Source organism: Enterobacter sp. WCHEn045836, from assembly GCF_003965585.1.
Taxonomy (GTDB): domain Bacteria; phylum Pseudomonadota; class Gammaproteobacteria; order Enterobacterales; family Enterobacteriaceae; genus Enterobacter; species Enterobacter dissolvens.
Window position 1 is genome coordinate 1 of record NZ_RXPT01000006.1, and the last position, 19,487, is coordinate 19,487.

A 19,487-nucleotide genomic window follows, 5' to 3' on the forward strand; every position below is an offset into this window, starting at 1 on the left:
GTAAATCGCCGCTTCGCGGTGCCCTCGGCTTGTTCCTTCCGGCTTATCGGGGACGGGCGGAGGTAACATCCCTGTAAATCCGCCCTCTCGGCGCATCCCTGCGCCTCGCCCCGGCCTGCAGGAAACGCCTCAGCGATTTACAGCCGGACCAGGGCATCGCTATAAGTCATTTATTTTCCTGAAACAACTTTCGTCGCTTTCGGTAAAAAAATTACTGGGGATCCCTCAACCCAATGGGAGAGGGGATTGTTCGGTGCGCGTAGTTAAACGGAGAGGCTATTTCTTCAGACCCGCAAACGCCGCCCGAATTTCTTCTTCCGGCAGTTGGATGCCAATAAACACCATCACGCTGCGCGGTGTCTCGTCGCCCCAGGGTCTGTCCCAGTCCGCGCTGTACAGGCGCTGTACGCCCTGGAACAGCAGGCGGTTTGGTTCGCCATCGATCCACAGCATGCCCTTATAGCGCAGCAGCTTATCGGCAAACGACAGCAGCAGGTTCTCCATCACGCGGGAGACCTCGCTGATATCCACCGGATAATCCAGCTCCACCACAATCGACGCCACGTCGTTCTGCTTATCCGCCATAAAGTGAAAACGCGGTGTTGAGGTGACATGCTCTTCCAGCATAAAACCGTTGGTGTTGAACAGCTGAGACAGGTCGATATCGCCGTGCGTCACGGTGTAGACCGGTGCGCGGGCGTTGATACGTGCCAGGCGCTCGCGCAGTTTTTCGCTCTCGCCTGCCACGTCGGTTTTGGTCAGCAGAATACGGTCGGCGTAGCCCACCTGAGACTGGGCGATGGTGAACTGGTTCATCTGATCGTCGGCGTGAACCGCGTCGACCAGGGCAATCACGCCGTCCAGCAGGTAGCGCTGGCAAAGGATGTCATGCGAGAAAAAGGTCTGAATAATCGGGCCGGGATCGGCCATGCCGGTGCATTCAATCACCAGGCGGTCAAAGTGGATGTCCCCACGATCGCGGCTGTCGAGCAGGTCCAGCAGGGCATCTTCCAGTTCGTTAGAGCGGGTACAGCAGATGCAGCCGTTGGTCAGGGTTTTGATCTGCGTGGCGCGATCGCCAATCAGCTGGTCGTCAACGGAGACTTCGCCGAATTCGTTTTCGATCACGGCGATTTTGAAACCGTGCTGCGCGTTGAGAATGTGGCGCAGCAGGGTGGTTTTACCGGCGCCGAGGAAACCGGTCAACAGGGTGACGGCAATCGGGGTCATGGTCTCTCCTTTAGCAGCAGCGGACGCCGCCTTCTCCACTTCCGCCGTAGCGCGCTTCCTGACGCTCGCGGAAGAATTCAGTGTAGGTCATGTAAGGCTTATCCGGATGGTTGGTTTTCATATGCTCAACGTAGTTGTCATAGTCCGGAATGCCAATCAGCATTTTCGCTGCCTGACCGAGGTATTTTTTTGCTTCGCCTAAGTTACCAAACATAACCTGTCCTGATAAGAAAAAGCCCGGTGGCGCGCAGCGATCCGGGCTTACAGTTACATGCTGGATTAATGGTGTGAAGAGGTCTTCACGCCGCCTTCCGGCACCGGCACGTACGGGGTCTCTTTGTCCGTACGACCTTCAGCGTTACGCACTTTCATCCAGGTTTTGATGCCGTAGAAGATAATGCTGTACACCACCACCAGGAACAGAATGCTCAGACCCGCGTTGGTGTAGTTGTTCACCACGATATGGTTCATGTTGGCAATCTGCTGAGCGGTGAGATCCGCGCCACCGGCGGCAATTTTCGCTTTGTACTGGTTAGCCATGAAGAAGAAACCTTCCAGCTGCGGGTTGGCGCTGAACAGTTTCAGACCCAGCGCCCAGGTGGTGCAGAGCAGCAGCCACAGTGCAGGCACCACGGTGACCCAGATGTATTTGGTGCGTTTCATCTTCACCAGTACCACGGTGCCGAGCACCAGGGCAACGGCGGCCAGCATCTGGTTAGAGATACCGAACAGCGGCCACAGGCTCTTCACACCGCCGAGTGGGTCAACAACGCCCTGGTACAGCAGGTAACCCCACAGGCCAACGCAGCCCGCGGTACCCAGCACGCCCGCCACCAGAGAGTCGGTTTTCTTCAGGAATGGCACGAAGTTACCCAGCAGATCCTGCAGCATAAAGCGACCCGCACGGGTACCGGCGTCCAGCGCGGTGAGGATGAACAGCGCTTCGAACAGAATACCGAAGTGGTACCAGAAGCCCATGTCCGCCCACGGCAGCACTTTGTGGAACACGTGTGCAATACCTACCGCCAGCGTCGGTGCGCCACCGGCGCGGTTCAGCACGGACGGTTCGCCGATGTCTTTCGCGGTCTGCATGATCTGTTCAGGCGAAATCACAAAGCCCCAGGAGCTGACGGTCGCCGCCGCGTGGGCGCTGGCGTCTTTCAGCTGCGCCATGATCAGCGCCGCATTGTCACCGCCCATCTCATGCAGGTTTGGCATGGTGATGCCCAGGCCCGCCGGCGGGGTGTTCATCGCGAAGTAGAGACCCGGTTCGATGATGGACGCAGCAACCAGCGCCATGATCGCCACGAAGGATTCCATCAGCATGGCGCCGTAACCGATCAGACGCGCGTCTTTTTCGTTCGCCAGCAGCTTAGGCGTAGTACCGGATGAGATCAGGGCATGGAAGCCAGATACCGCACCGCAGGCAATGGTGATGAACAGGAACGGGAACAGAGCCCCTTTCCACAGTGGACCGGTACCGTCGATGTACTGAGTCACCGCGGGCATTTTCAGATCCGGGTTAATCAGGAGGATGCCGATCGCCAGACCGACAATCACGCCGATTTTCAGGAAGGTCGCCAGGTAGTCACGCGGGGCCAGAATCAGCCAGACCGGCAGCAGCGCGGAGATAAACGCGTAACCAATCAGCGCGAAGGTGATGGTGGTGTCTTTGAAGGTCAGCGCCGGGCCCCAGTATGGGTCATGCGCAATCACGCCACCAAAGTAGATAGAGGCCACCAGCAGCACAATCCCGATTACCGACACTTCGCCCACGCGACCCGGGCGGATAAAGCGCATGTAGATCCCCATGAACAGCGCAATCGGCACGGTAGAGCAGACGGTGAAGACCCCCCACGGACTTTCCGCCAGCGCTTTCACCACGATTAATGCCAGCACCGCGAGGATGATGATCATAATCAGGAAGCAGCCGAACAGCGCGATGGTACCCGGCACGCGGCCCATCTCTTCTTTGACCATCTCACCCAGAGAGGCACCGTTACGGCGAGAAGAGATAAACAGCACCATAAAGTCCTGCACCGCACCCGCCAGCACCACGCCGGCCAGCAGCCACAGGGTGCCAGGCAGGTAGCCCATCTGGGCAGCCAGTACCGGGCCGACCAGCGGGCCAGCGCCTGCAATAGCGGCAAAGTGGTGACCAAACAGCACATAGCGGTTAGTTGGCACATAGTTCAGGCCGTCATTGTTAATGACTGCCGGGGTGGCACGCGTCGGGTCGAGCTTCATGACCTTCTGCGCAATGTATAAGCTGTAGTAGCGATAAGCCACAAGATAGACGGAAACCGACGCCACCACGATCCACAGGGCGCTTACGTGTTCGCCCCGGCGTAATGCGACAACCGCCAGACAGAAAGCGCCGAGGATCCCGAGTAAGGCCCAGGGCACGTGCTTCAGTAGTTTTTTAGTATCCATAGTAAGACCTGGTTTTTTATGTAAAGAAAAAAGGGTCAGGGTTCGTTGTGAGGAGGTATTGAGTAATGCTGCTGCGATCGTGCCAGAAGGTTGCGCGCGTAAAGGCGGGAAAATGGGTGAGTGGTTGAAAGTGCCAGGTGAGCGGTCAAAGGGGGCGGCGAGTGGTTCAGGCTCGCCGCCAGCGGCAGAAATAATGTGATACAGATCACCCGGTTACCGGGGCGGTGCTCCCCGCCAGATAGCCTTCCAGCGTTTTAACCAGCTTCTCCTTCAGCCAGGCAGGCTCCAGGATCTGAATGTTGGGTAACCAGTAGAACAGCAGCGGCAGGATCTGATTCTCATGGGCCGCCTGACAGCGCAGCGTGACCCCGTCCTGTTGCTCCCCCAGCAGCTCTTGCGCCGGCAGGAGATCGCGGCGCAGGAAGTAATGTGAAATATTATCCCTGATAAATATTTTCACCTCGAAAGTATTTTCCGATACCCACGGGTCGAGGCTTTTTTCCAGCAGCCCGATCACATGCTCATCCGGCGTAAAGGTGGTTTTCTGAATATCGAGCCAGCGAATCTGACTCAATGAGAAGGATTTTAACTGGCTATTTTCGGTGGCTTGTAAATACCATATATTTTTTTTGTTAATGAGTTTATAGGGATGAATCAGGCGGGTTTTGCCTTTATAAACGATCTGACAAACATTACAGTTTTTAATCGATTTTTCGATGTTCGATAAATGGCGACGAATATCACGTTCCACCGTGTGTTCCGCCTCGTTGGCCAGAATAAGAATATGATTATCGTCAACGCGGGTTTCGAGTTTCTCCCAAAATTCCGCATTTCTTTCAGGGAAAAAGCTATCAGCATTCAGGAAGTTAGCAAGGGTATGGTGTAATCCTTGTCCGCCGGGAGATTGTGCGGAATGGATCAGACGATATAACCCGTTTCCGGTGTGTTCAACAATCGGGGAGAGGGCATTTAAATCCCGGTAGACGGTACGCTCGGTAATATTAAATTTCTCCATTAGCGCACTGCGGTTTATCACACCGTTTAAATGTAGCTCAAGGAGAATATCGACCAGACGTTCAGCCGAGCGGCTCCGCGTCGTTTTAGCCATAAGGTCTTCCTGTATATTAGGGTATGCGCTGAATGATGCGGATAGCACTGACACAAAATGTCAGTATTCAGGCACAGAAAATTTCTCTTATGGTTATATAACGGCGTGATTTAGCGGAAACCTTAGGAATTTTTGCAGAAAGCCGCGCTGGCCGAAGCATAGCCAGCGCGAGGAGGGATCAGACAGCCGCTTCCGGCTCCATCATGACCGGGTGGAAACGGCGTTTGAAATAGATCAGGCCGTGCCCCTCTTCACTGAGAATGATATTTTTAATTTCAACAAGATAAACCAAATGCGTGCCGATGGTTTGCACCTGGCTTATCTCGCCTTCCAGACTTGCCAGTGCCCCTTTCAGTACCGGTTGCGCCAGCGGACCTTTCTGCCAGCAGGAGAGGGAAAAGCGCTCCTCCATGGCCATACCGGTCATCCCGGCGAAGTGGCGGGCCATGATCTCCTGCTCGTGGTTGAGCACGTTCACGCACAGTCTGCCGTTGCCCTGGAACACCGGGTTCATGGCGCTGTTGGCGTTGATACAGACCATGACCGACGGCGGGGAATCGGTAACCGAGCAGACGGCGGTGGCGGTGATCCCACAGCGTCCGGCATCGCCCTCGGTGGTGATGACATTCACCGCGGCCGACAGGCTGGCCATGGCGTCGCGAAAACGCAGGCGTTGTTCATCTGAATGCATTGAAAACCTCCCGCTGCGTTATTTCAGCAGCTTGTCCAGCATGTTGATATCGCTGTTGTTGTGCAGGTGTGGCACCGTCCAGCCGTGTTGGTCGTACTCGGACATACAGCGGTCGACCATCGCCATCATTTTGTCCATGTTGCCGGAGCTTTGCGCCTGGCGCAGACACTGCAGGCGAATTTCGTCCTGGCTGCCGGAGTAGTTGATCTCATACAGCTCGTGACGGCCGCCAAATTCGCTGCCGATGGCATCCCACATCAGCTTCAAAATCTTGATGCGTTCAACGTGATCCATCCCGTTGGAGCCGCGCACATATTTCGCCAGATACTGGTCGATCTGCGGGTTATTCAGATCCCGCGCGCTGGACGGCAGATAGATAAGCCCGCTGGTGACGTTACGTTCAATGATGTTCTTGATCTTCGCGTAGGCCATTGGCGCCATTACGCGGTAGGTTTGCAGCGCCGCGTGATCCGGCAGGTACGCGCCATTCACCCACGGCGTGGCTTCGGAGCACATGGAGTCGCTCAGCGCCCAGAACATATTGCGCCAGGCCACCACTTCCCCGAGATCCGCCTGCACACCGCGGAACTCCAGGGTACCGGTACACTCCAGCGATTTTTTTAGCAGGGCGGTGATGAAGTCGAGTTTCACCGCCAGACGCACGCAGGCCTGCAGCGGGTACATGCGGGCAAAACCGCCTTCCATGGTCCAGCGACGACAGCGGTCGAAATCGCGGTAGATCAGCACGTTTTCCCATGGGATCAGCACATTATCCATCACCAGGATCGCGTCGTTCTCGTCAAAACGGCTGGAGAGCGGGTAGTCGTACGGCGAGCCGGTGGCACCAGCCACCATCTCGTAAGAGGCGCGGGAGATCAGCTTCACCCCTTCTGCATCCATCGGCGCGACGAACATCAGCGCGAAGTCCGGGTTTTCGCCCATCACCTGCGCGGAGCCAAAGCCGATCATGTTGTAGTGGGTCAGGGCCGAGTTGGTCGCCACCACCTTCGCGCCGCTGACGATGATCCCGGCGTCGGTCTCTTTTTCCAGCTTGATATAGACGTCTTTCACCTCGTCTGCCGGTTTGTGGCGGTCGATGGGCGGGTTGACGATAGCGTGGTTAAAGTACAGACCGGTCTCCTGAATGCGGGTGTACCAGTTACGGGCATTCTGCTCGAACTGGCCGTAGAAGGCCGGGTTGGCACCGAGCGCGCAGCCGAACGCGGCTTTGTAGTCCGGCGTGCGGCCCATCCAGCCGTAGCTCAGGCGAGACCACCCGGCGATGGCGTCGCGCTGCTGACGCAGGTCGTCGGCGCTTTTCGCCACGCGGAAGAACTTGTGGGTGTAACCGCCGCTGCCGGTGTCGGTGCCCCAGCACAGCGTGTCCTGCATGTCCGGTTTGTGCAGCGCGTCGTACATCTGCGCGATGGAGGCCGCCGCATTGCGAAACGCCGGATGGGTGGTGACGTCTTTGACGCGCTCGCCGTAGATATAAATCTCGCGGCCATCCTGCAGGCTTTTTAAATACTCTTCACCGGTTAACGGGCGTTTGGTATCAGCGCGGAACGCTTCAGGTTTCATAGGGACCTCGTATCGGAATTGGTTTGTTAAATTTATGTTTTGTTTTTGTTGTTTAATTGAAGCGTGAGAGGGGCGGAACGTGAAGGGACGATTGGGACAACGGCAGGTACTTTTCGCGAGAGATCGCAGAGTGTGATTTCCCTCACCCTAACCCTCTCCCAACGGGAGAGGGGACGGTTACTCCCTCTCCCGTTGGGAGAGGGTAGGGGTGAGGGGAACAGGGGAAACCGGTACTTTTTGCGCCCGATACGCGCTGGGCGAGCAGCCCGTCAGGCGGTTGAAAAAGCGGGCGAAATAGGCCGGATCTTTAAAGCCCAGCTGCCACGCAATCTCGCTGACCGTAGTGTCGGAGAAGAGCAACAGCCGTCTGGCTTCGCGCAGCTGGCGGTCGAAGATCAGCCGCTTCGGCGGGCGGTTGGCGAAGCGGCGGCAGATATCGGTCAGGCGGGATTCGGTCAGGTGTAGCTCGCAGGCGTAGTCCGGCACCGTCCAGTGCTGGTGATAGTGGGTGTCAATCAACTGGGTAAAGCGCTGGAACAGTTTTAGTTCGCCGCGCATGCCGCTGGCGGCGTGGTCGTCGAGCCTGGCGTTACGCAGCAGCAGGGTAAAGACCGCCTGCGCGAGCAGAGCCAGAGTATGCTCGCGCCCGGGAAGTTGCGCTGTGGATTCCCGGGCAATCAGCTGCCAGTAGTGCCTGAGCGCCGCCAGCTCGTCGGGCTTATCGGCAAGCGACAGGCAGATCCCTGGCAGACCAAACGCTTCCCGCGTGCCGGGGTAGAGCACCTCCAGCAGCGGCCAGATCAGATCCTCGCGCACCGTCAGAACGTGACCATCGCTGTCGGATTCGGTGATAAACGCGTGCGGCACCGAGGGCGGCGTGATGACAAACAGCGGTGCCTGCACCGAATAGCGATGATCGTCGAGCTGCAGCTCTATCTGTCCGGTATCAAGAAAGTGCATCTGAAAATACTGGTCGTGACGATGCGCCTGCATGTCGCGGCCAAAAAAGGCCGCCATGCGGGCGAACGACTGATAGTGCACATCGTCGGTGCCCAGACTTTCGTCATACTCTTTGCTGATGTCGATATTGGCGACGGGGCTCTGGCACATAGCGGTTCCTCAGTGGATCTTCTGTGCCGCCATACCCGGATCGCGCCCGAGGCTCTCCTGCCGGGTCATCGGGATCCGCGTCAGCACCAGCGCACCCACCACCAGCAGCCCGGCGACGAACCACAGCCCGGAGCTGAAGCTGCCGGTGGCATCACGCAGAATGCCGATCAGAAGCGGGCTGACGGCGGATCCGACGTTGCCGATAGCGTTGATCACCGCCAGCGCCACCGCACGGGACTGCAGGCTAATAACCTGATCCGGCGTGGTCCAGAATATCGCCATGGCGGTAAACGATCCGGTCGAGGCCATGATGATGCCAAGCAGCTGGATCAGGCTGTGATCGGTGGCCGAGGCCAGCATCCATCCCGCCGCCGCGAAGAGATACGGCAGGATGGTGTGCTTTTTTCGCTCTTTCAGCCTGTCAGAGCGACGGCTCCACCAGATCATGCCGAGGATGGTGCAAAACTGCGGGATTGCCGCCAGCAGGCCGATCACAATGTTGCTGCTGCCGGTGTTGAAGCTTTGCAGGATCTGCGGCGTCCAGATGTTGATCGCACTCAGCGTGTTCGTCAGGCAGAAATAGGCCAGCGTATAGAGCAGTACCGCCGGGGTTAAGACTTCACGTAGCGTTGAACGCGGCGTGGCGGCATGCGCCACCGCCAGCTCTTGCTCACGGGCGATCATGGTTTTCAGCGTTTGCTTTTCTTCATCATCCAGCCAGCTGGCCTGATCCGGGGTGTCGTTAAGGTAGAACCAGGTCACCACGCCGAGCACCACCGACGGCAACCCTTCCAGCAGGAACAACCACTGCCAGCCTTTCAGGTTCCACAGCCCGTCCATCGCCAGGATGTAGCCGGAAAGAATAGAGCCGAGCATCATGGTTACCGGCATGGCAATCATAAACAGCGCGTTGGCGCGGGCGCGGTGATAGGCCGGGAACCACCAGGTGAGATAGACCAAAATCCCCGGCAGGAAACCGGCTTCGGCAATGCCCACCAGCATGCGCAGCACATAGAGCGTTTCCGGGCTGGTGGCGAACATGGTGCAGGTGGAGGCGATCCCCCACACCACCATGATCCCGGCGATCCAGCGCCGGGCGCCGATCTTCGCCAGCATGATGTTGCTTGGGATCCCGCACAGCACGTAGGTGACGTAAAACAGCGTCGCGGCCAGGCCAAACATGGTAGAGGTGAGGCCCAGATCTTTGCCCATCGTCAGCCCGGCAAAGCCAATGTTAATGCGATCGAGAAACGAGAAGACAAACAGGATAAAGAGAAACACGATTAAACGACGGAACAGCTTGTTAATGACGCGATGTTCAACAGCTTTATTATCATGCAGGGTAGAGGTCGTCATGGTGCGCTCCAGATCTTACGTTTAGTAGACGGATTTATTGTTATTAACTGACGTAACCGGGTTATCGATAAAACGTGCCGCCAGCGCTTCGGCGCTGCGGGCAAGCAGGGTGGTGTCGACGCCGACGGCGACAAACAGCGCCCCGAGTTCGAGATAGCGTTTTGCCAGCGGCTCGTTGGCCATCAGGATGCCGGGTGCTTTGCCTGCGCTCAGGATCTGCGCGATCGCCTGTTCAATGGCCGCCTGCACGTCCGGGTGCTGCGGATTACCGGCAAAGCCCATGTCGGCGCTCAGATCCGCCGGGCCGATAAACACCCCGTCGACGCCGTCCACATCCAGGATCTGCGGCAGGTTTTTCAGCGCCTCCCGGGTTTCGATTTGCACCAGCACGCACATGGCGTCGTTGGCCTGGTGCAGATAATCCGGGATGCGGTTCCAGCGCGATGCCCGCGCCAGGGCGCTGCCCACGCCGCGGATCCCGGCAGGCGGATAGCGCGTGGAACGGACCGCCTGACGGGCTTCATCGGCGTTTTGTACCATCGGCACCAGCAGGGTTTGCGCGCCCACGTCGAGCAGCTGTTTGATCTGCACCGGATCGTTCCACGACGGGCGGACGACCGGCTGGCTGGCATACGGGGCGATGGCCTGCAGCTGGGTTAATACAGTCTGCACGGTGTTCGGCGCGTGTTCGGCGTCGATCAGCAGCCAGTCAAAGCCTGCCCCCGCCAGCAGTTCGGCGCTGTAGCTGCTGGTCAGCCCCAGCCATAAACCAATCTGCGGCTTCCCGGCTTTCAGCACCGTTTTGAATGCGTTTTGCATGGTTCTCTCCTAGACAAAGCGGCAGCTGATGGAGCCCATGCTGCCGTAGTCCACGTGGAAGGTATCGCCTTTACTGGCCGCGACCGGGCGGGTAAACGAACCGCCGAGAATGATCTGGCCCGGCTCAAGCTGAACGTCGTAGGGCGCCAGCTTGTTGGCCAGCCACGCCACGCCGTTCGCCGGGTGGTTGAGCACGCCAGCGGCCACACCTGTCTCTTCAATCACGCCGTTGCGATAGAGCAGGGCAGAGATCCAGCGCAGGTCCAGCGCGTCGGGCTTAATCGGACGGCCACCGAGGATCACGCCCGCGTTGGCGGCGTTATCGGAGATGGTGTCGAACACCTTGCGCGGGCGCTGGGTCTCCGGGTCGATGTTATGGCAGCGGGCGTCGATCAACTCCAGCGCGGGGATCACGTAATCCGTGGCGTTGTAGACGTCAAAGATCGTGCAGTTCGGGCCGCGCAGCGGTTTTGCCAGCACGAACGCCAGCTCCACTTCAATGCGCGGGACGATAAAGCGATCGACGGGGATGTCGCTGCCGTCATGGAAGAACATATCGTCCAGCAGCGCACCGTAGTCCGGCTCGCTGATCTGCGAGCTGGCCTGCATCGCTTTTGAGGTGAGGCCGATCTTGTGGCCTTTCAGCACGCGGCCTTCGGCGATTTTCAGATTCACCCATTCGCGCTGTACGGCGTAGGCGTCTTCAATCGTGATCGCCGGGTACTCCAGCGAGATCGCGCGGATCTGCTCCCGGGACTGCTCCGCCTGATGCAGACGATGAGCGATCAGGGTATGGGTGTGTTTGTCGAGCATGGCGATATCCTGTTTTATGTTTTTATCCCCCTCTCCCAGTGGGAGAGGGGACAGACCGTGCCGGTACTACGTAAACAACGCGTGTACGTTGTTTTGTTTGTAATTGAGCGTCGGGTGCAGCTCGTCGAGCTCAAACGACAGCGCCAGATAGCGGGCGGCCATGAGGTCGGCAAAATGCGCTTTGATCAGCGCAAACAGCATCTCCCCCACTGCCTCGCGGCTCTCCAGGCTGCGTCCGGCGCCAATCTTCAGCGTCATATGCACAAAGGCGTAATCCTGCTTGCCGTCCGCCATCTGCCAGGTATCCAGCCAGTGGGCGCGGCTGCGGATGCCGCCGAGGGGAAAAATGCCCGTGGCGGCCAGCGCCTCGTTCACTTTGGCGAACAGCCCCGGCAGGTCGGCCTGCTCGCGGATGTTGTCGGTACATTCAGCAATAAAATGCGGCATGGTGGCTCCTTATGCGGGTAGCGGGAAAACGGCGTTCACCTGGCCGGTACCGGAGCTGGCGAACAACTCGGTGAGAAACTCCACCTTGCCGTCGTATTTGTCCCAGCCGAGCATCCCCAGCAGCATCACCGTGTCGTGCATGTTGCCCTCGCCGTAGCAGTAGTCGGCGTACTCCGGCAGCATGCTGCAGAATTCTTTGAACTGGCCTTCGCGCCACAGCTTCACCACCCGCTCGTCCATCTGGCGGTCGAATTCGCGGGTGTAGCTGTTCATCCCTTCTTCCGCGCGCTGGTCGTCGATAAAGCGGTGCGACAGCGAGCCGCTGGCCAGCACAGCCACGGTGCCGTCATACTTTTCGATGGCGCTGACGATGGCCTCGCCCAGCCGGCGGCTGTCGGCGAAGTCATGAACCGTGCAGAACGCCGAGATGGAGACCACTTTGAAGTGCTTATCCGCGTTCATATAGCGCATCGGTACCAGCGTGCCGTACTCCAGCTTCAGGCTCGGGATGTTGTGCGCTTTGGCGCGCACGCCGAGCTTCACCGCTTCGTCGGCGATCAGTTGCCCGAGTTCCGGGTTGCCGTCGTAGTCGTAGGTCATGTCGCGGATAAAGTGCGGCAGCTCGTTGCTGGTGTAGACGCCCGAAAAATGGTCCGCACAGTTGATGTGATACGCGCTGTTCACCAGCCAGTGGGTGTCGAAAACGATGATGGTGTCGACGCCCAGCTCACGGCAGCGCTTGCTAATCTCTTTATGTCCGTCGATGGCACCCTGACGGCAGCCGTGGTTTTTGCCCGGCAGCTCAGAGAGATACATCGACGGCACGTGGGTGATTTTTGCCGCTAACGCTAATTTACCCATGGTCAGATCCCCCACTTTGGAATCGGGTGGTCGCCCATCGAGATGCAGACGTTCTTCATCTCCGCAAACACCTCGAAGCTGTACTCGCCGCCTTCGCGCCCGGTACCGGAGGCCTTCACGCCGCCAAACGGCTGGCGCAGGTCGCGCACGTTCTGGGTATTCACGAACACCATGCCCGCTTCGATATTGCGCGCCAGACGCAGCACTTTGCTGACGTCCTGGGTCCAGATGTACGACGCCAGGCCGTACTCCACATCGTTGGCCAGACGCAGGCCCTCCGCTTCGTCCTTAAACGGCAGCAGGCAGGCTACCGGGCCGAAGATCTCCTCCTGCGCCACGCGCATGCGGTTGTCGACATCCGCCAGCACGGTCGGGCGCAGGAAGTTACCGCCTTTCAGGTGGGCGGGCAGATCGGTCGGTTTGTCCGGGCCGCCTGCCAGCAGGGTTGCGCCCTCCTCAATGCCCAGGCGGATATAGCCGGAGACTTTCTCCCAGTGCTGTTGGCTAATCAGCGCGCCAATCTGGGTGTTCGGATCGGTCGGGTCGCCCACGCGCAGACGGTTGGCGCGCTCGGCGAAGCGTTTGACGAATTCCGGGTAGATGCTCTGCTGGATGAAAATGCGCGAGCCCGCAGTGCAGCGCTCGCCGTTGATGGAGAAGATGGTGAACAGGGCGGCGTCCAGCGCGCGCTCAATGTCGGCATCGTCAAAAATCAGCACCGGGGATTTGCCGCCCAGCTCCATGGAGTACTTCTTGAGTCCGGCGTTTTTCATGATATTGCGCCCGGTGGCGGTGCCGCCGGTGAAGGAGACGGCCCGCACGTCGTGATGGCGCACCAGCGCATCGCCTGCCGTGGCGCCGTAGCCCTGCACCACGTTCAGCACGCCCGCCGGAATACCCGCCTCCAGCGCCAGCTCGCCCAGACGGTCGGCGGTCAGTGGGGAGAGTTCAGACATCTTCAGCACGGCGGTATTCCCCAGCGCCAGGCACGGTGCGACCTTCCAGGTGGCGGTCATAAACGGCACGTTCCACGGCGATATCAGCGCGCAGACGCCCACCGGCTGCACAAGGGTGTAGTTCAGCATCTTGTCGTCAACCGGGTAGGTTTTGCCGTTCATCTGCTGGCACACTTCGGCGAAGAATTCGAAGTTGTGCGAGGCGCGCGGGATAAGCACGTTTTTGGTCTGGTGGATGGGCAGGCCGGTGTCGGCGGTCTCCATGGCGGCAATGTCCGGCACGTTCTGGTCAATCAGATCCCCCAGGCGACGCATCAGGCGCGCACGCTCTTTCATCGGCAGGTTGGCCCACTTTGGAAATGCCTCTTTTGCTGCCGCCACGGCCTGATGGATTTCCGCTTCCCCGCCGGAGGCGACTTCTGCCAGCACCTCGCCGGAAGCCGGGTTGGTGGTGTGGAAGTAGTCGCTTCCCGCCACATTCTTGCCGTTGATCCAGTGGTTAATCTTTTTCATTTTGCCGTCTCCTCACTCACAATCCGGTTTACCAGGCGACCCACGCCTTCCACTTCCACCACCACTTCATCCCCCGGCACCACGTCGGATAACCCTTTCGGCGTGCCGGTGGCGATCATGTCGCCCGGCTGCAGGGTCATGAAATCGCTCAGGTATGCAATCAGGTACGGGATGCTGAAGATCAGATCCGCCGTGGTCCCTTCCTGACGTAATTCACCGTTGACGAAGGTGCGCAGGGTTAAGTTGTGCGGATCAGGAATGGCCGCTTTCGGCACGATGTTGGGGCTGATGGGGGTTAACCCGTCGCGGCTTTTGACCCGCAGATTCGGGCGGTAGTAGTTTTCGAGATAGTCACGAATGGCGTAGTCGTTACAGACCGTGTAGCCCGCAACAAAATCCATCGCCTCGGCTTCACTGACCTTATGCGCGGTTTTGCCGATGACCACCACCAGCTCAGCCTCGTAGTGCATGTACTCAACGTTGTTCGGGCGCACCGAGGTCTGGTTGTCGCCATTAAAGGTGTTAGGTGCTTTGATAAACACCAGCGGCTCGGTCGGAGGCGTGAATGCCAGCTCGCTGGCGTGATCGGCGTAGTTCAGGCCGAGGGCGAACAGCGTGGGGTGAGGATGTGCACCGTGTGCGATGGCCACGTCGCGCTCATCCACCACCGGGTTTTCCAGCGCCGGGAACCCTTTCGCCAGGATGCGTACCCGATCGCCCGGGCGGATCTCGACGCGGCTTTGCGGCGTACCGAGCAATATCGCATCCCCCGGATTCAGGGTAGCGAACTCGCTCAGGGCACTCAGCAGTTCGGCGGCGCTGCGCTGCAGCCCGGCGGTGTTCCAGTGGTCCGCTTCGCGACCGTTAATTTCAGTGATGATGGTCAGGTTGTCCACGTTGTCCACGGTGACCAGCTCCCCCAGCGGACAAAAACCGTCGCGGCATTTGGCTTTGATCGCCGGGCGATAAAAGCTCTCTTCCGGCAGGCTTACCTCGTTGGCCAGCGCGTACCCGGCGATGTAGGCCGCTGCCTCTTCCACGCGGACTTTGCTGGCCGTTTTGCCCACCACCAGCGCGACCGTTGCGCCACTCAGCACTGTTTCGCCCTGCGGGAATGGGATCGGTTCACCTGCACGGATCACCGTGTTGTGCGGCTTGATAAACCACACCGCGGTTTTCGGCGGGGTGTTGTAGGGGGCTTTTTCAAACGCCTCCGCCCAGGCATCGCGCTGGCTTTGGTGGTTCAGCGCCACGGCAAAAACAGTACCTTTCATTGACATACTCCTCAGACCGGATAGCCGGTTTTTGATTTCGTTAATATGTTAATGATCTGGTTTTATGCTTTTGCTGTTTATTTCGCAATCAGAAGTGAAGAATTTGTGATATGAATAACAATAAATTTACACTTTATTTTTAAATGATATATTTATCATCGAGTTAAAAAAATGGTGTTGTTTCTGTTAGACTTTTCGAAGCTAAAATGGCTGTTGATAAAAACATCAATTTTCAATTGTTTATTTGTTAACAATGAGCGGGAGTGGCTATGCATGATTCATTAACTATCGCCCTGTTGCAGGCGCGGGAAGCGGCGATGTCCTACTTCCGCCCGATTGTGAAGCGGCATAACCTGACCGAGCAGCAATGGCGCATTGTGCGTGTGCTGGCTGAACATCCCTCGATGGATTTCCACGATCTGGCGTTTCGGACCTGCATATTGCGCCCGAGCCTGACGGGCATTCTGACGCGCATGGAGCGCGACGGTCTGGTGTTGCGCTTAAAACCAGTCAATGACCAGCGCAAGCTGTACGTGTCGCTGACCAAAGAGGGCAACGCGCTGTATGCGCATGCCCAGGCGCAGGTGGAAGAGGCGTATCAGCAAATTGAGGCAGAGTACACGCCGGAGAAGATGAAACAGCTCACGGCGCTGCTTGAGGAGTTTATTGAGCTGGGAAATCGCCATATCGCAGCGCGTGACGAAGAGTAAAAACCACAAATTAAAGGATGATTTTCGTAAAGTTTTCCCTTTCCAGGCCGAAAATTCTGTATCTGTCTGAAGGAAGAGAAAACATGTTAAACCGTATCAAGATTGTCACCAGCTTAATGCTGGTTTTAGCGATATTTGGCCTTTTACAACTGACCTCCGGTGGCCTTTTCTTCAATGCCCTGAAGCATGACAAAGAGAATTTCACCGTCCTGCAAACCATTCGCCAGCAACAATCCACGCTGAACGCCAGCTGGGTGGCGTTGCTGCAAACCCGTAACACCCTGAACCGTGCGGGCATCCGCTACATGATGGATCAGAACAATATCGGCAGCGGCGCGACCGTGAACGATCTGATGCAAATTGCCTCTGTGTCTCTGAAACAGGCGGAAAAAAACTGGGCTGCCTACGAGACCCTGCCGCGCGATCCACGTCAGAGTGACGCTGAAGCGATGGAAATTAAGCGTAACTACGAGATTTATCACGGCGCGCTGGCGGAGCTGATTCAGCTGCTGGGCGCTGGCAAAATCAACGCTTTCTTTGATCAACCGACCCAGAGCTATCAGGATGGTTTTGAGAAGCAGTACGTGAACTACCTGCTGCAGAACGACAAGCTGTATCAGATGGCGGTAGAAAACAGTAACAGCTCTTACAGCCAGGCGATCTGGGTGCTGATTAGCGTGCTGATTGTGGTGCTGGTGGTTATCGTGGCCGTGTGGCTGGGTATCAAGCAGGCGTTAATCTCTCCGCTGACCCGTCTGATCGACAATATCCGCCATATCGCCAGCGGCGATCTGGTGAAGCGCATTGAAGTGGAAGGCGCTAACGAGATGGGGGAGCTGGCCGACTCGCTGCGTCATATGCAGGGCGAGCTGGTGCGTACCGTCGGTGACGTGCGTAACGGCGCAAACGCCATCTACAGCGGCGCGAGCGAAATCGCGATGGGTAATAACGACCTGTCTTCCCGTACCGAACAGCAGGCCGCTTCCCTGGAAGAGACTGCAGCCAGCATGGAGCAGCTGACGGCGACCGTGAAGCAGAACGCCGAGAATGCCCGTCAGGCCAGCAACCTGGCGCTGAGCGCGTCTGAAACCGCGCAGAAAGGCGGTAAAGTGGTGGATAACGTGGTGCAAACCATGCGTGACATCGCCGGCAGTTCGCAGAAAATTGCCGATATTATCAGCGTGATTGACGGCATTGCCTTCCAGACCAATATTCTGGCACTGAACGCGGCGGTTGAAGCGGCACGTGCCGGTGAGCAGGGGCGCGGATTTGCCGTCGTGGCAGGCGAAGTGCGTAACCTGGCCCAGCGCAGCGCCCAGGCGGCCCGTGAGATCAAGAGCCTGATTGAAGACTCGGTGGGTCGCGTGGAAGTGGGCTCAACGCTGGTGGAAAGCGCCGGTGAAACGATGGGTGAAATCGTTAATGCGGTGACCCGCGTGACCGACATCATGGGTGAAATCGCCTCTGCGTCTGACGAGCAGAGCCGTGGTATCGATCAGGTCGGCCTGGCGGTGGCGGAGATGGATCGCGTGACCCAGCAGAACGCCTCGCTGGTGGAAGAGTCTGCTGCTGCCGCTGCGGCGCTGGAAGAGCAGGCGAGCCGTCTGACGCAGGCCGTCGCGGTATTCCGCATTCAGCAGGAGCAGATGAAAGCACGTGAGTTCGCTTCCGCAAAAACCATGTCCGCGCCGGTGATGACGCGTAAAACCGCGACTGCCGATGCCGGTGATAACTGGGAAACCTTCTGACGCCGTGTGTGGTGCCGGGTGGCGGCTTCGCCTTACCCGGCTTACGGAATGACGGTGCATGGTTTTTGTAGACCCGGTGATACTACAGAGGCAGGCGCATGGCGCAGCGCGATTCATACGCTAAACCGTGCGTTGCCTCTTCTTCCCTTTTCTGACGCAGCTCATGCGTGAGGTCTGTGACGTATTCAAACCCCAGCCGCGCATAGAAGGGCGCATTCCACGGCACGTCCCGGAATGTCGTCAACGTCAGCGATGTCAGCCCCCCTTTGCGGGCATGGTCAGCCACACAGGCGATGAGCCGCCGACCGATCCCTTTTCCCTGCCAGTCCAGATGAACCGAGAGCTCTACAATAAACAGCGACGAAGCGTGCGTCTCTGCGAGGATAAAACCGACCGGCTGGTCGTTGGCCAGCGCCAGCCAGCTCAAACCACGACCGGCGTAGTCGAGATGCTGCTCAGCGGAAATGACATCGCCCTCTGCAAGCCAGGCGAGTTCCGGGTAATCCCGAAAACGCTGGCCCGCCGCGCGTTCAAGTGCGGGCAGAGTGGCGATGTCGTCGCAGGTGGTGGGGCGAATGTAAATGTTCATGGCGGGAAGTATAGCCTGACCTCCCGACATTATTCCGAGCAGACCAGCACCGGCGAGTAAAAGTTGCTAATTACCAGCGCATCATGCGGCGTGCGCTCTATCGTCAGGAGCCTTTTTTTCCCCAGCGTCAGGCCGGCCACGTATTTTTCAAACACGCCGGGCGGCATCGCGTCGTGGCTAAAACGCTCCACTTTTTGAATGATGATTTCATAGAGTTCCCCCTCCACGTGCCGCCATTTAAACATCTCCTGCCGGGACACTTCCCAATTTTGCGGGGCGTTCTCGACGTTGCCGTTTAGGGTGATGTACCCGGTTTTGTCGGGGTGGAACCGCATGATGATCTCCCCATCAAACGTGAAATCGTGATTGTCGCGTCTGTCGGAGAAGGTCAGGTTACCGTCGCAGGCCACCGACAGCGGAGGCGTGTAGAAATACCACGCCAGCGCGGCGCCGGTTAGCATCAGGTTAAAGATCAGAATGAGCCAAATTTTGATATGTCGCATATCACCACTCGTAATAGTAAAGCGTACGGCAGGTGCTCGCTTTATCCTGCGTGAGGGAACACTGGGAAAGCACCAGCCTCCCTTCGTGGCCGTAAAAAAGCGTTCTCTGGATGTGCATATAGAAAATGGAATTTTTCAGACACGGCAGATGGCCGTCCTGCTGCAGGGTTTGCGCCAGGGCAATCGCCTTCTCGTGAAACACATCCGCCAGCGGCGTAAAGGTGTAGACCGGACAGGTGCCGATATGGGTCAGCAGATGGATCTCCCTCTGCGGGTTTGCTGGCTTGATCGCCGTTATCCAGAGACACAGCGTCACGATCGCCAGGGTAAGCGTGCCGCAGAACAGCCATTCCGGTCGAACGCGCCATGCCGGTTTCGCCGTTTTGGCGGCCGGGGGCGCTTCCTCCTGGGCCGTTACCGTGACGTCGGCGCTGAGCATAAAACCCGTCTTGGGGACCGTGACGATAAACAACGCGTCGGGAAGCAGGCTTGCCAGCATTTTGCGCAAAATACTGATGTACTGGTTTAACGAGTTGTTCGATCCCTGGAGCCCACGTCGATCCCAGACCTCATGGAGAAAGGTGTCCCGTTCAACCACGTTCCCATGATGCTGGACCAGCAACTTCAGGATGGTATTGGCCGTGCAGGTGAGGATCTGCGCATCCTCATCCGGCGCATTGATAAGAGAAACAGAACCGTCCTCGTCGTTGTAGACGATGGCGTCAGCAAGCAGGTATTTCATAAT

At 58.1% G+C, this 19,487-nt stretch carries 19 protein-coding genes; 2 read left to right on the forward strand and 17 right to left on the reverse strand.

The features are described from left to right. Positions 1-276: 276 nt before the first annotated feature. The 14 genes from yjiA to hpaG form a co-directional block, all read right to left on the reverse strand. Positions 277-1,230, reverse strand: coding sequence for a GTPase (gene yjiA, locus EKN38_RS09185; RefSeq protein ID WP_014830528.1), 954 nt, complete (start codon positions 1,228-1,230; stop codon positions 277-279). A 10-nt stretch (positions 1,231-1,240) separates the two neighbouring features. Beyond that, on the reverse strand, positions 1,241-1,444 hold the full coding sequence (locus EKN38_RS09190; protein WP_003856610.1) for a YbdD/YjiX family protein: 204 nt from the start codon (positions 1,442-1,444) through the stop codon (positions 1,241-1,243). Positions 1,445-1,509: 65 nt separating this feature from the next. Continuing rightward, on the reverse strand, positions 1,510-3,663 hold the full coding sequence (locus EKN38_RS09195; protein ID WP_014830529.1) for a carbon starvation CstA family protein: 2,154 nt from the start codon (positions 3,661-3,663) through the stop codon (positions 1,510-1,512). Positions 3,664-3,868: 205 nt separating this feature from the next. After that, positions 3,869-4,771 carry a helix-turn-helix transcriptional regulator gene (locus EKN38_RS09200; protein WP_014830530.1) on the reverse strand — a complete coding sequence of 301 codons (903 nt, stop codon included), beginning with the start codon at positions 4,769-4,771 and terminating at the stop codon, positions 3,869-3,871. Positions 4,772-4,949: 178 nt separating this feature from the next. After that, positions 4,950-5,462: a 4-hydroxyphenylacetate 3-monooxygenase reductase subunit gene (locus EKN38_RS09205; protein ID WP_014830531.1), complete on the reverse strand. Its 513-nt coding sequence runs from the start codon at positions 5,460-5,462 to the stop codon at positions 4,950-4,952. Between the two features lie 18 nt (positions 5,463-5,480). Then, on the reverse strand, positions 5,481-7,043 hold the full coding sequence (gene hpaB, locus EKN38_RS09210; protein ID WP_014830532.1) for a 4-hydroxyphenylacetate 3-monooxygenase, oxygenase component: 1,563 nt from the start codon (positions 7,041-7,043) through the stop codon (positions 5,481-5,483). Between the two features lie 177 nt (positions 7,044-7,220). Next, on the reverse strand, positions 7,221-8,153 hold the full coding sequence (gene hpaA / locus EKN38_RS09215) for a 4-hydroxyphenylacetate catabolism regulatory protein HpaA (RefSeq protein WP_014830533.1): 933 nt from the start codon (positions 8,151-8,153) through the stop codon (positions 7,221-7,223). A 9-nt stretch (positions 8,154-8,162) separates the two neighbouring features. Further along, positions 8,163-9,509 carry a 4-hydroxyphenylacetate permease gene (gene hpaX, locus EKN38_RS09220; RefSeq protein ID WP_014830534.1) on the reverse strand — a complete coding sequence of 449 codons (1,347 nt, stop codon included), beginning with the start codon at positions 9,507-9,509 and terminating at the stop codon, positions 8,163-8,165. Positions 9,510-9,530: 21 nt separating this feature from the next. Next, entirely contained in the window at positions 9,531-10,328 is a 798-nt protein-coding gene (gene hpaI, locus EKN38_RS09225) for a 4-hydroxy-2-oxoheptanedioate aldolase (RefSeq protein ID WP_126522024.1), read from the reverse strand. Positions 10,329-10,337: 9 nt separating this feature from the next. Next, positions 10,338-11,141: a 2-oxo-hept-4-ene-1,7-dioate hydratase gene (gene hpaH / locus EKN38_RS09230; RefSeq protein ID WP_014830536.1), complete on the reverse strand. Its 804-nt coding sequence runs from the start codon at positions 11,139-11,141 to the stop codon at positions 10,338-10,340. 66 nt (positions 11,142-11,207) lie between these two features. Continuing rightward, positions 11,208-11,588 (reverse strand): 5-carboxymethyl-2-hydroxymuconate Delta-isomerase, encoded by a 381-nt coding sequence (locus EKN38_RS09235; protein WP_014830537.1) that lies wholly within the window; start codon positions 11,586-11,588, stop codon positions 11,208-11,210. A gap of 9 nt (positions 11,589-11,597) precedes the next feature. Beyond that, positions 11,598-12,449: a 3,4-dihydroxyphenylacetate 2,3-dioxygenase gene (hpaD, locus tag EKN38_RS09240; RefSeq protein WP_014830538.1), complete on the reverse strand. Its 852-nt coding sequence runs from the start codon at positions 12,447-12,449 to the stop codon at positions 11,598-11,600. 2 nt (positions 12,450-12,451) lie between these two features. Further along, on the reverse strand, positions 12,452-13,918 hold the full coding sequence (hpaE, locus tag EKN38_RS09245; protein ID WP_014830539.1) for a 5-carboxymethyl-2-hydroxymuconate semialdehyde dehydrogenase: 1,467 nt from the start codon (positions 13,916-13,918) through the stop codon (positions 12,452-12,454). After that, positions 13,915-15,192 (reverse strand): 4-hydroxyphenylacetate degradation bifunctional isomerase/decarboxylase, encoded by a 1,278-nt coding sequence (gene hpaG, locus EKN38_RS09250; protein ID WP_014830540.1) that lies wholly within the window; start codon positions 15,190-15,192, stop codon positions 13,915-13,917. Before hpaG ends, hpaE begins: the two co-directional genes overlap by 4 nt. 269 nt (positions 15,193-15,461) lie before the next feature. Between hpaG and hpaR the strand changes: the two genes are divergently transcribed. Next, a complete protein-coding gene (gene hpaR / locus EKN38_RS09255; protein ID WP_014830541.1) occupies positions 15,462-15,902 on the forward strand; it encodes a homoprotocatechuate degradation operon regulator HpaR in 441 nt (146 codons plus the stop codon). An 83-nt stretch (positions 15,903-15,985) separates the two neighbouring features. Further along, entirely contained in the window at positions 15,986-17,650 is a 1,665-nt protein-coding gene (tsr, locus tag EKN38_RS09260) for a methyl-accepting chemotaxis protein (protein ID WP_014830542.1), read from the forward strand. Between the two features lie 82 nt (positions 17,651-17,732). Here tsr and EKN38_RS09265 read toward each other — a convergent pair whose 3' ends face one another. Genes EKN38_RS09265 through EKN38_RS09275 form a run of 3 tightly spaced genes read right to left on the reverse strand, consistent with a single transcriptional unit; the run spans position 17,733 to position 19,484 of the window. Then, positions 17,733-18,239, reverse strand: a complete 507-nt coding sequence (locus EKN38_RS09265; protein WP_014830543.1) for a GNAT family N-acetyltransferase — start codon at positions 18,237-18,239, stop codon at positions 17,733-17,735. A 29-nt stretch (positions 18,240-18,268) separates the two neighbouring features. Continuing rightward, positions 18,269-18,742, reverse strand: a complete 474-nt coding sequence (locus EKN38_RS09270) for a hypothetical protein (RefSeq protein WP_014830544.1) — start codon at positions 18,740-18,742, stop codon at positions 18,269-18,271. Position 18,743: 1 nt separating this feature from the next. Next, complete coding sequence (locus EKN38_RS09275; protein WP_014830545.1) at positions 18,744-19,484, reverse strand: transcriptional regulator; 741 nt, start codon at positions 19,482-19,484, stop codon at positions 18,744-18,746. Positions 19,485-19,487: the final 3 nt, after the last annotated feature.